The sequence below is a fragment of the Comamonas halotolerans genome (genome assembly GCF_030162935.1).
GTDB classification, from domain to species: Bacteria; Pseudomonadota; Gammaproteobacteria; order Burkholderiales; family Burkholderiaceae_C; genus Comamonas; species Comamonas halotolerans.
Window position 1 is genome coordinate 15,180 of record NZ_JASAUZ010000013.1, and the last position, 12,572, is coordinate 27,751.

The following is a 12,572-nucleotide window of genomic DNA, read 5'->3' on the forward strand; positions in this document are numbered from 1 at the left end:
CGCGTCTTCATAGAGACAGGTGGGGCGGGGATACTTCAAAATACTCAGAAATTTGGGTGAATCAGTCGGTCCACCGTTTCGCATAGCTCATCCACATCATTGGGTTTGTAGATGAGTGCCGTGGCACCAGCGGCAAGCGCCTGGGCTTCAATTTCTGCAGTGATGTAGCCAGAGGCCAGTGCGACCGGCAAATCAGGACGGATGCTTTTTGAGTCACGCACCAGATCCACGCCGCAGTAGCCCGGCATGTTGTAGTCTGTGATCACCAAGTCATAGGCATGTGGATTGAGGCGCAAGGCTTCAGTGGCTTCTCGAGGATCCAAAAAGCCGGTGACTTGATAACCTCGCCGTCGCAAGAGACGTTGAACCAGGGAGACCAGAGCCTGATCATCATCGACATACATGACATGCTTGGCAGCATCAGGCTTTGGGGCGGCGCTTGCAGAAGGAAGCGCAGGCACCATGCCGCTCGGAGGGAGGCCGGGAGTACGCTCCGAAGACATGGTTGAAGCGGCAACCGGAAAATACAGCGTAAAACGGCTGCCTGTACCCAGGCGGCTGACAACATCCACGGCACCACCGTGGGTGCGCATCACCCCGTGCACGACTGCCAGCCCCAGGCCAGTGCCTTGACCCACGGGCTTGGTGGTAAAAAAAGGCTCAAAGATGCGCTGCTGTATTTCGGGGGGAATGCCCGGTCCATTGTCTTGCACGGAGATGACTACATAGTCGCCCACCATGAGGTTCAAACGGTCGCACAGCCTTTGTTCTGACGAGCTCAAGGTGGCTTCCATGCTGATCAGGCCACGGTTTTCTCCCAGCGCGTGCACTGCGTTGGTAATGAGGTTGAAGAGAGCTTGCTCGACCTGGGTAGGGTCTGCCAGCATGCAGGGCAGATCCTGCGGTGCGTGGACCTGCAATTCAATGGCCGGCGGTAGGGTGACGCGCAGCAGGCGTTCGGTATCGTGCATCACCTCTCGCGCATGCACGGCATAGCGCTTGGGCGGTTCGTTGCGACTGAAAGTGAGGATCTGGCGCACCAGATCGCGCGCACGGCGGCCAGCTTTCTCAATTTCCCGCAGGCTCTCCAACGCCTGCGTGTTGTGGCAGCAGTCTGCTTTTGCCAGCTCCACATTGCCCAAGATAGCGCCCACGATGTTGTTGAAGTCGTGGGCGATTCCCCCGGCCATCGTGCCCAGAGCCTGCATTTTGTGGGATTCACGCAGTTGCAGTTCCAGTTCGTTGCGTTGCGCTTCGGCTCGTTTGTGCCGGGTCAGATCGCGGGCAAAAACAGTAGTAACTTCGCCATCGGGCAAGCGCTCGAATGACATGGACACTTCTACTGGCAATTTTTTGCCGGTGGCCGTGCGCGCGGTCATCTCTCCGAGCATGGCCTGTTTGGTGATAGGCGCCAAGTCAAGGGCGTGTACCGCATCGGGTAAGAAACGCTCGAGTTTGGAGCCCAGCGCATCGGTTGCTGAGCAGAGAAAGAGTGTGGCCGCTGTGGGGTTGAAAACAGTGATGCGCTGCTCTTGATCCACGCAAATGATGGCATCAAGCGACGAGTTGATGACGGACTCCAGACGCTGTTCGCTGGCGAGCAACTGGTCGTTGCGCTCTCGCAACTGGTGACGCTCTGCAATCAAGGGGCCCTGGTCTACCAGCGCACACATGAATTGGGCAATTGGCGGACCTTCACGCTGAGGAATCTGGATGCAAGCAATGTGCAGGTCACCCTGAATCTGCTGGCCGTTGCCCAGCGTGAAGATGACTTCCTGCGCTTCACTGCGACCAGCAAGCCGCGCAGCATCAAAAGCTTGGGAGACACGCTCCGTGTCAGATGGACAGACATAAGGCAGAAAGGAAACCAGCAGTCGGTCACGGCCTTCATCCTGAAAGGCACTGTGCGCCATAGCATTGGCCTGGATGACCATGTCATGTTCGTCAAGCACCAGCAAAGGAAGCGGAACGCTGGAGAACAGCGCTTCGAACCGCTCAGAAGCACTTTCGGCAACCACCTGGCTGTAATCCAGGACTTTGTTCTGGATCTCAAGCTCGTTTTGGTAATTGCGCAGCTCGGCGATCAATGCGGCCAGTGGATCGTCATTGGGGATGTCTTCTGGAAGGTCCCAGGGCGGCAAAATCCCCTGCTCATCTGTCTGCAAGTCAGGCAGAAGCTCTGGCGATGTGGGGGCGATTTCGCGGTTGATCAGAAATGACAGGTCAGGACGACGCATTGAAAGCAACACAGAGCTAGGACCAACCATGCAGTTTAAGTGCTTGGCTGGCATGGCACAGGAGAGGCGCAGATAGTTGCCGCCTTAGCTCAGGTAAGTCTCCATGGGAGGGCAGGTACAGACCAGGTTCCGGTCGCCATGCACATTATCAATGCGCGCAACTGGAGGCCAGTATTTAGAGGCCAATTGCTGTTGCGCTGCGGCTTGAGTACGGGTGTAAGCGTGGGGCCATGGTTCTTGTAACAACAGCTCGGCAGTATGTGGGGCATTTTTCAGCGGATTGTCATCGCGTGGCCATAGACCGACTTCAATGTTGCGGATTTCTTCTCGAATCGCGAGCATGGCGTCAATAAACCGGTTCAGCTCCTGCAGTGGTTCGCTTTCCGTGGGTTCAACCATCAATGTACCGGGGACGGGGAACGACAGTGTGGGGGCATGGAAACCGTAATCAATCAGTCGCTTGGCCACGTCTTCCGCTGTGACACCGCTGCTTTCCTTGAGAGCACGCAAGTCCAGAATGCACTCGTGTGCCACAAAGCCGCTGGGTCCGGCATACAGTGTCGGATAGGCATCCTTGAGTTGTGCGCTGATGTAGTTGGCGTTCAATATGGCAGTTTCAGTCGCATGGCGCAGACCATTGGCACCCATCATGCGGATGTACATCCAACTGATGGGCAGCACGGATGCGTTGCCATAAGGCGCCGCTGAGACTGCACCCACGGGGCTGGGCTGGCCGCTTGTGGCATGACCGGGCAAAAACGGAACCAGGTCCTCTGCAACACAGACAGGGCCAACACCAGGTCCACCACCGCCGTGGGGAATACAGAAGGTTTTGTGCAGGTTCAGGTGGCTGACATCGCCGCCAAAAGCCCCGGGTGCAACCAGCCCTACCAGCGCATTCATGTTTGCTCCATCGACATACACACGTCCGCCGTGCTGGTGCACAAGTTCACACAGGGGCCGCACGGAGTCTTCGAAAACGCCGTGGGTGCTCGGGTAGGTGATCATGATGCAGGCCAGCTTCTCGCTGTGCGCTTCACACTTGGCCTGAAGATCGTTCATGTCGATATTGCCTTGCACATCACAGGCCACGACCACTACCTGCATGCCGCACATCTGCGCGCTGGCGGGGTTGGTGCCGTGGGCACTGGACGGGATCAGGCAGACAGTGCGTTGAGCCTGCCCGCGTGAAGCATGCCAGGCGCGAATGGCGAGCAAACCGGCATATTCACCTTGGGAGCCTGCGTTGGGTTGCAAGCTCACGCCTGCGTAGCCGGTGATGGCACACAGCCAGCTGCGCAGCTGCTGATCCAGCTGGGCGTAACCTTGCTGCTGGTCGGCGGGGGCAAAGGGGTGAATCTGCGCAAATTCAGGCCAAGTGATGGGCAGCATCTCGCTGGTGGCGTTGAGCTTCATGGTGCATGAGCCCAAGGGAATCATGCAGCGATCCAGAGCCAGGTCTTTGTCCGACAGGCTGCGGATATAGCGCAGCATGGCTGTTTCGCTTCGGTGGCTATGGAAAACGGGGTGCGTCAGGTATGCGCTGCTGCGTTGCAAGCGAGCGGGAATGCGGGGGGCGGCATGGGGGTCAATGGTCAGGTTGTGCGCAGCTCCAAACAGACGCAACAGCAGGGCGACATCGGCAGCAGTGCTGGTTTCATCCAGCGCGATGCCTAGCGCAGTGTCTGACACTTTGCGCAGGTTGACGCCTGCCAGCAACGCCCGGGTAGCGATGTTCAAGGCATTGTCTGGAAGATGTACGGTCACCGTGTCGAAAGCGGTGTTGTGCGCGAGGCTAAAACCAAGCGCTTCCAGGCCCTGGGCCAGGGAGGCTGTCAGGCTTGCCGTGCGTTGCGCGATGGCACGTAAGCCATCGGGGCCATGGTAGACCGCGAACATGCTTGCCATCACAGCTGGCAATACCTGGGCGGTACAGATATTGGAGGTGGCCTTTTCGCGGCGAATATGTTGTTCGCGTGTTTGAAGAGCAAGGCGTAAAGCCGGTGCGCCTTGTGCATCCACGCTGACACCGACCAGACGTCCAGGTAAAGAGCGCTTATGCATATCCAGGCAGGCCATAAAGGCTGCATGAGGACCACCTGCGCCCATGGGCATTCCCAGGCGCTGGCTACTGCCGATCACGATGTCTGCTCCCCATTCACCGGGAGGGGTCAGCAAAGTCAGGGCCAGTAAGTCGGTGGCAGCAATCAGCAGAGCTTTTTGGGCATGACAGCGCTCGGCGGATTCATGCCAGTCATGAATGCCACCGGTGCTGCTGGGGTATTGCACGAGTGCTCCGAAGTGTGGACTTTGCAGCGCCAGCAGAAAAGCTGCGTGGTCGCCGGGGATGTTCACTGTCCAGCCCATGGGCTCGGCCCGGGTGCGTAACACCTCCAGTGTCTGAGGGTGCACGTCAGGGTGGGCAAGGAAAACAGCAGAGCTGTTGCCGGAGCAGCGACGTGCCAATGCCATGGCTTCTGCAGCCGACGTAGCTTCATCGAGCATGGAGGCGTTGGCGACAGGCATGGCCGTGAGATCGCAGACCAGTGTCTGGAAATTCAGCAAAGCTTCCAGGCGGCCCTGGGAAATCTCGGCTTGGTACGGCGTATAGGCGGTGTACCAAGCTGGGTTTTCCAAAATGTTGCGCTGTATGACGCCAGGTGTGTGGGTGCCGTAATAACCTTGGCCAATGAAACTTTTGAGAATACGGTTACGGCTGGCGATAGTTTTGAGCTCTTGCAACGCTTCCTGCTCACTCAAAGGAGCAGGTAAATCCATGGGTGTCTGGCGCAGGATGTTGCCCGGGACGATGGCATTCATGAGGGCTTGCACAGATGGCTGTCCGATGGATGCAAGCATGTGCGCTTCATCCACAGCGCTAGGCCCGATGTGGCGGCGCGCAAAGTTTTCGCTGTCTTGCAGCTCATTCAGGGGTGCTTGCAGTCGCTGATTCATCATCCAAACTCCCTCATATCCATTGCTGATCGCAGAAGCTCTCCAATGCAGGGCTGTCACGCATGCCCAGCACATGGTGAATACAGATAAAAAAACCGCAACAGCCAGTGGCGTGTTGCGGTTCAGGTGATTTAGTTGCTGGAAGCGAAATCGCCGTAGGCAGTTTCGTCCATCAGGCCATCCAGCTGCCCGGGGTCACTGAGCTTGACCTTGAAGAACCAGCCACTGTTGAGTGGGTCGGTATTGGCTAGCGAAGGGTCTGCGCGCAAGGCTTCGTTCACCTCAATGATTTCTCCGGTCACAGGCATGTACACGTCGGCAGCAGCTTTAACGGACTCGACCACTCCGGTGACATCACCTTGGTTGAAAGTGGTGCCCACTGCAGGCAGGTCCACGAATACGACGTCGCCGAGGGCATCTTGGGCGTGCACGGTAATTCCGACAACAGCAGCCTCAGGGTTGGCTGCGTTGATCCATTCGTGTTCTTTGGAAAACTTGATGCTCATAGGGGCAAACTCCGGTATTCAAATGACTAACAGGCAGGACATGCGGTTGCATGTTTGCAGTGGATGACACTGTAGCGGTTTGGCGTGACTGTGGCGCATAAGCATGTGTGTCGGGCCTAACTTTTGCGGTAGCGGGTACCTACGAAAGGCAGAGGGACAACTTCCATCGCCACCGGCTTGCCTCGCACCATGGCATTCAGGCGTGTGCAAAGAGTGGCATATGCAGGTGGAACGTATCCCATGGCAATTGGGCGATCCAGGCTGGGTGCGAATGATCCGCTGGTCACCATGCCAATGGCATCGCCATCCAGCGCATGAAGCACGGAGCCATCGCGCACAGGTATGCGCTCAAGGGCTTGCAGGCCAACTCGCATACTGCTTACAGGCACACGTCCTTCTATCTGAGCCAGTACCGTATCTGCGCCCACAAAGCCTCCGGCCCGCTGGCCACCTGTGCGGCGTACCTTGGGAATGCTCCAGTTCAAGCCTGCTTGCGTGGGCGTGGTTGTACTGTCCATGTCGGTGCCGAATAGACACAAGCCAGCTTCCAGGCGCAAGGTATTGCGGGCCCCCAGGCCTGCGGGCATGACGTCTGTTTGCTTGAGTACCCAGCGTGCAAAAGCCTCGATGTGCGTGGCGGGCAAGGAGATTTCGAATCCGTCTTCACCTGTATAGCCACTGCGCGTGATGTAGCCACGCGCATCCTTGAAGTCAAATGGCGTGCCCTGCATGAAGTTCAGCAGACTGGTTGCAGGTACAGGGCGTTGCAAGACCGTGCCTGCCATTGGGCCCTGAAGAGCAACCAGTGCCATGTCAGGTAATGCTTGCACGCGACATTCATGACCAATTCGCTGTTGTATCCATGCAAGGTCTTCATGTTTGCGGCTGGCGTTGACAATGAGCAGATAGTCATCGCCGCGGTTGACCACCATAAGGTCGTCCAGAATGCCACCGTCTTCTGCCAGCAGCAAGGCATATCGCTGGCGATGCAGGCCAAGGTCAATCACATCAATGGGCAGAACCTGCTCCAGCGCCACGGCAGCAGAAGGGCCACTGACACTGATTTGCCCCATGTGCGAGACGTCGAACAGACTGACCTTTTCACGGGTGTGCTGGTGCTCTGCAACCAGCCCCGACGGGTATTGCACTGGCATGAGATAGCCTGCGAAACGAACCATGCGGGCACCCAACTCCAGGTGCAGAGCGTGCAGGGGCGTTTGCAGTGCTGGCGCGTCAGAGGGGGCGGTGCTTGACATGGGCGATTTCCTGCTTTGAGCGAATACGCCATATTCTAGGTGGAGCTTTTTGCGCTATCGCACATGTGTTGCGCCGCCGAATCATGGTTTTCCGGGAGGCTTGGGAACCTCCAGGTTTGTGCAACAAGTGCTAATTGTGCTGTCTGGAAGCTCCGCCAGAGATGGCCAGCGATGCTTCTTCGCAGCGTTGGCGCAAATCCTCTCCGAGGGCTTTAAGGCCTGTGTCAGAAAACTGGGTGGTAAATCCGACAGCACTCACTGCCATGACTGGCTGCAGGTGGTTGTCCAGAATGGGGGCAGAAACGGTGACGACGCCTTTGACATAGTTGCCAAAATCTACAGCATAACCATTGTTGCGCGCTTGCTCTACTTCTTGCATATAGGCGTCGAAGCTGGGGCCGTCTTCCCAGCGTAGCTCGCTGAGTTTGCGGCGCAACTCAGCCGCAGGAAGGTCTGTATGGGCCGCCATGCAACGTCCAAGTGCAGCAATATACATGGGCAGGCGCTGACCAATACTCATGTGAATGCGCATGGGGGAATCGCTTTCGGCCAGATCTACAAGGACCACCCTATCTCCCGTGGTGCGCTGCCATAGCGTGGTCGTGATGTTGTGCCTGTCTGCCAGCTCCAGCAAATGCGGACGCATTTGCCGGACATAAGATGCTTTGCCCAAAGAGCCTTTGGCAAGCTCTACCAAACCTAAACCGATGCTGTATGTTTTGGTGGATTCGTCAAATGTGACGAGGCGTTCATGTACCAGGGTTTTGAGCAAGTTGAAGCAAGTACTTGCGTTGAGATTGAGCTCCTTGGCAATGCGTGTAACGCCCAGTGGGCTGGAGGCGCTGGACAGATAGCGCAGGACTTTGAGCCCGGAACTCAGGGCTCCCACCAGCTTCTCTGGTGGTTGAGAGTCAGTCATTGAACAAACCTAACGGAACAGAGAGACCACGGCAGGGTCAAGTCCATGCCGTGTGATTAAGGGTTGAGCAAATTCTAGCAATCGCCTTCCTGTGGTGCCAACACGTGGTGTCGCTTTGGCACCCACAGGGCTTCAGGCGCTGCGCATGGGGGTGATCAAGGCATCGAGTGCCCATACCTGATCACCCCGGATAACCAGCGGGTTGACTTCCAGCTCAAGCAGCGGCTGCTGAGCAAACCATTCGCACAAATCCGCAATGCGCTGGCTCACGGCTGTCATGTCGATGCCAGCTTTGCCGCGATAGCCGGCGAGCAATTTGGCGCACCGCAGACGCTGCAGTGCCTGGCGGATATCTGCAGCAGTGGCTGGAAGCAAAAGATTGACCACATCGGGATCCAGCTCGGTCTCCACGCCACCGCGCGCCAGTGTCAGCACCGGGCCGAAGCGGGCATCACGACGCAAACCCAGCAGGAGTTCGTGGTCAAACGCAAGCATGGGCTCTGCCAGCACACCCTCTACCGGCAGCCCCAGCTTTTGCCCCAGTGCATGCAGTTGCTTGTTGGCTTCTTGCAAGCTGTCCGCATCGGGGATGCGCAGTATGACGCCGCCTGCATCGCTCTTGTGCAGCAATTGCGCAGACTGGAGTTTGGCCACCATGGGGAAGGGCAAGTCATCGGGCACTTTGCTGTCCGCTTGCAGCAGCCAGCCACGGGGTACAGGCAGCGCCCGGTGTTGTTGCAGCAACTGCTTGCCTTGCCATTCGGACATAGTCGGCAGTGCTTCAGCCTGAAGCTCCTTGGACGGTGGGGTGGGCGCTTGCGCAAGCAAAGCGGTGCGGGCGCGTGTCATGCCGAGGCAGCGAGACATGGCTTGTGTGGCTTGCGGAATGTCCAGAAACACCGGAATGCCTGCTGCTTCCAGGGCTTGCACGCTGCTGTCGAGCGCCCCCACCCAGATCACGATGATGGGGCAGTGCGCCTGCTGGCGTGCTTGCGAGAGTGCCTGCACAAAAGCATCAGCGATGCTGTGCATCATGCCAATGAACAGCACGATGCCATGAACGTCCTGATCACTGCTCAGCGCCTGCATGGCTCGTGCAATCATGGGGGTGTCTTGCAGGACATTGCCGGTGATATCCAGGGGATTGCTGGGGTGTACAAAGCTTGGGAGGATTTGCTTGAGAGCCTCCTTGATGGATGTTTTCAGTGGTGGCAGTTGCAGTCCATAAGGCTCGCTGGCATCTGCAATCAGCACTCCCGCGCCGCCAGACACACTCATGACTGCCAATTGCGGCCCTAGCGGCGTTGCCTTGTGCAGCAGCAAGCGTGCTGTGTCCATCATCTCGGTCAGACTGCTGACACGGATGGCGCCGTACTGCTGCAAGCATGCTTCGTACAGGGCGTCGTCGCCGGCTAGGGCACCGGTATGGGAGGCTGCGGCCGCAGCTCCGGCATTGGAGCTGCCTGACTTGATCACGATGACCGGCTTGTTGGCCTGTGCAGCGCGCAGCAGAGCGGCGCGGAATGCCTGGGTGCGGCGGATATCTTCGAGATAGACCCCGATGACATGGGTATGCGGATCATCCACCAGGTAGTCAATAGCTTCGGCAGCATCCACATCACACTCGTTACCGGTAGTGATCCACTGGCTGAAGCCCAGCCCGCTGCGCAGCACGATATCCATCCAGTAAGCGCCCAAGGCGCCACTTTGGCTGACGAAAGAAAAGTGTCCCTGGTGCAGTTGGTGGCTCTCCAGCGCGGTGGTGAAAGAGGCGATCAGCCCCGTGCGACTGTTGGCCACACCCAGGCAGTTGGGTCCGATGATGGCCACGCTGTATGTCTCGGCCAGCTCTGTCAGTCTCTGTTGCAGGGCCCGCCCAGCGTCGTCCAGCTCGGCAAACCCTGAAGAGAACACCACAAAAGCTTTGACGCCCGCAGCAATGCCCTCGCGAATGGCTGCTTCCACATGAGCGGCAGCTGTTCCCACGATCACCAGATCAATGTGCTCCTGAATGTCGGCAATGCTGGGGTAGCAGCGCAGCCCCTGGATTTCGGTGCGGCCAGGGTTGACGGGGTAAAGACGACCTTGATAACCGCGCGCAAGCATGTACGCGATAGGGCGGCCAGAGATTTTTCCGGGATCCGCGCTTGCGCCAACCACCGCCACGCTTTGCGCATTAAGCAGCGCTTCAAGGCGATGGATAGGTGTCTCTTTTTTCAAATCCGAAGCTGACTGCATGTGGGTACCTATTCTTCATAAAGAAAAAAATATGCTTTTTACATTAAAAAATCTTTTGCATGGAGAATTTATAGGTGTTTTACCCTAAGGAAATTTCGAATCTGATGCATTAAATTCTCAATCAAGAAAACTATTTCTGGATTTGAAATGAGCTTGAACTTTTCATTCTCACCCGAACACGAAGCTGTCCGTGACACAGTGCAGCGCCTTTGTCGTGAAGAATTGGCTCCTCTGGTGGAAGAAGCGGAAGAGAACGAGCACTTTCCCAAACACGTCTTCAAGCGCTGGGGCGAACTGGGTTTGCTGGGAGTGCGCTACCCCGCAGCCGATGGTGGTAGCGATATGGACAAGGTCAGCGATTGCATCGTGCGCGAAGAGCTGAGCTATATGAGCCAGGCGTTCGCTACCAGCTGGTCGGCGCAGACTCATTTGTCGATCTGGCCTATCTGGAAGATTGGTACACCCAGCCAGAAAGAGCGCTTCTTCAAGCCCGCGCTGTCGGGTGACAAGGTTGCCGGCTTTGCGTTGTCGGAGCCTGATGGTGGCTCCAATATCCGCGCCATGAAGACCAAGGCTGAAAAGGTCGAAGGTGGCTGGAAGCTCAGCGGCAGCAAGCTCTATATCACCAATGCTCCCATTGCTGACTTTCTGATGGTGGCAGCACGTACATCACCAGAGCTCAAGCCCGATGCCATCAGCCTGTTCATCGTGGAGCTGCCGCACAGGGGCTTTGATATCCACAAGCTCAGGAAAGAGGGCATCCGTGGTTCGGAGACAGCGCTAATCCACATTGAAGATGCTTTTGTGCCCGATGACTGCTTGCTGGGTGAGCAGACCGGCACTTATCCGCTGCTGCTGGAATGCCTGAGCGAAAACCGTGTCGGGGTGGCTGCGAATGCGCTGGGCATGGCTCGTGCGGCTTTTGATGCGGCCAAGGCTTTTGCTGATGACCGCATTGTGGCTGGAAGGCGCATTGGCGACTACCAGGCCGTGGCGCACAAGCTGGCCGATATGGCCGCTGACATTGAAGCGGCCAAGTGGATGGTCTACCACGGCGCATGGCTGGTGGATCAGGATCGCCTGACAGCTGCCGCAGCGGCCAAGATCAAGCTGATTGCTACGGAGACGGCACTCAAGGTCAGTGAACAGGCCATCCGCATCCATGGTGGTGCAGGGATCATGCGTGAGTACCCAGTGGGGCGCATTCACCGCGATGCATTTGTATATGTGATTGGTGAAGGCACCAGTGACATCCAGCGCAACATCATCGCCCGCGATCTGGGCTTCAAGCCCTAAGGAGTTGCGCTCATGACCATGAACGCCTTTATCACGGGTGCCTACGACACGGCGGTGGGTGAGTTGCCGGGCAGCAGTTGCATGGGTTTGCATGCCGAAGCCGCCATGGGGGCTGTAGCCGATGCAGGCCTGAAGCTCTCGGACATCGATGGCGTCCTGTGCGCTTATTCCTTCAGCGAGCCGCATCTGATGCTGGCCTCGGTCTTCTGTGAATACCTGGGCATCCACCCAGGCACCTGTCTGGCCATTCAGGCAGGGGGGGCCAGCGCTTGCATCATGGTGATGCAGGCGGCGGCCCTGGTTGCCAGCGGTCAATGCAAGCATGTGCTCGTGGTCACCGGAGACAACCGCCTGACCGGAATGTCACGTGATGGTGCTGTGGCCGCATTGTCTGAAGTGGGACACCCCCAGTTCGAGCGTCCCTTTGGCATCAGCGTGCCTGCGTCGTACGCCCTGGTGGCCAAGCACTATATGCACCAGTATGGCGTGAGTTCGGAGCAACTGGCTGCGATTGCGGTGGAACACCGACGCCATGCGGGCCGTCATCCAAAGGCGCACAAGCGTGATCCGATCACGGTGCAGGATGTGCTGGCTTCCAAGATGATTGCAGATCCCCTGCACATGCTCGATTGTTGCCTGATCTCCGATGGCGGCGCAGCGCTGGTGGTCAGCAGTCGAGATGCGGCACGCGACACCCGTGGCAAGGCCATTGAAATTCTCGGTGCAGGCCAGGGCCATACGCACGAGCACATCGTGGCTGCGCCCAGTCTGGTGGATTTTGGCTGCAAGACTTCATCCACCACGGCGTTTGCACGGGCAGGTGTCAAGGCCAGTGACATCGATGTGGCGCTGATCTATGACTCATTCACCATCACCTTGGCGGTGGAGCTGGAGTCCATTGGTTTCTTCGAACGAGGGCAGGCTGGTGTGGCTGCGGCTGCAGGCGAGCTGGGTCTGGGCGGCAAGCTGCCGTGCAACACGCACGGAGGCTTGATGTCATATGCGCACTCCGGCGCTGCAGGTGGCATGTTTCACGCCGTGGAGGCCGTACACCAGTTGCGGGGCACAGCCGATGCCCGCCAGGTCAAGGATGCCAAGCTGGCCTTTGTGCACGGCGACGGCGGTATTTTGTCTGCCCACTGTTCCTTGGTTCTGGGAGCCTGAG

At 57.8% G+C, this 12,572-nt stretch carries 8 protein-coding genes; 2 read left to right on the plus strand and 6 right to left on the minus strand.

What is annotated here, in order from left to right:
- Positions 1–44: 44 nt before the first annotated feature.
- From QEP11_RS09575 to QEP11_RS09600, 6 genes are all read right to left on the minus strand, one after another.
- Positions 45–2,237, minus strand: a complete 2,193-nt coding sequence (locus tag QEP11_RS09575; protein ID WP_284336422.1) for a PAS domain-containing hybrid sensor histidine kinase/response regulator — start codon at positions 2,235–2,237, stop codon at positions 45–47.
- An 84-nt stretch (positions 2,238–2,321) separates the two neighbouring features.
- Positions 2,322–5,192, minus strand: a complete 2,871-nt coding sequence (gene gcvP, locus QEP11_RS09580; protein WP_284336448.1) for an aminomethyl-transferring glycine dehydrogenase — start codon at positions 5,190–5,192, stop codon at positions 2,322–2,324.
- 131 nt (positions 5,193–5,323) lie between these two features.
- Positions 5,324–5,698 (minus strand): glycine cleavage system protein GcvH, encoded by a 375-nt coding sequence (gene gcvH, locus QEP11_RS09585; protein ID WP_284336423.1) that lies wholly within the window; start codon positions 5,696–5,698, stop codon positions 5,324–5,326.
- 116 nt (positions 5,699–5,814) lie between these two features.
- On the minus strand, positions 5,815–6,954 hold the full coding sequence (gene gcvT, locus QEP11_RS09590; RefSeq protein WP_284336424.1) for a glycine cleavage system aminomethyltransferase GcvT: 1,140 nt from the start codon (positions 6,952–6,954) through the stop codon (positions 5,815–5,817).
- A gap of 130 nt (positions 6,955–7,084) precedes the next feature.
- Positions 7,085–7,873, minus strand: a complete 789-nt coding sequence (locus tag QEP11_RS09595; RefSeq protein ID WP_284336425.1) for an IclR family transcriptional regulator — start codon at positions 7,871–7,873, stop codon at positions 7,085–7,087.
- 132 nt (positions 7,874–8,005) lie between these two features.
- A complete protein-coding gene (locus tag QEP11_RS09600) occupies positions 8,006–10,111 on the minus strand; it encodes an acetate--CoA ligase family protein (protein ID WP_284336426.1) in 2,106 nt (701 codons plus the stop codon).
- Between the two features lie 147 nt (positions 10,112–10,258).
- Between QEP11_RS09600 and QEP11_RS09605 the strand changes: the two genes are divergently transcribed.
- Both QEP11_RS09605 and QEP11_RS09610 read left to right on the plus strand, forming a co-directional pair.
- Positions 10,259–11,407, plus strand: a complete 1,149-nt coding sequence (locus QEP11_RS09605; RefSeq protein WP_284336427.1) for an acyl-CoA dehydrogenase family protein — start codon at positions 10,259–10,261, stop codon at positions 11,405–11,407.
- Positions 11,408–11,419: 12 nt separating this feature from the next.
- Entirely contained in the window at positions 11,420–12,571 is a 1,152-nt protein-coding gene (locus QEP11_RS09610) for a thiolase family protein (protein WP_284336428.1), read from the plus strand.
- Position 12,572 lies beyond the last annotated feature (1 nt).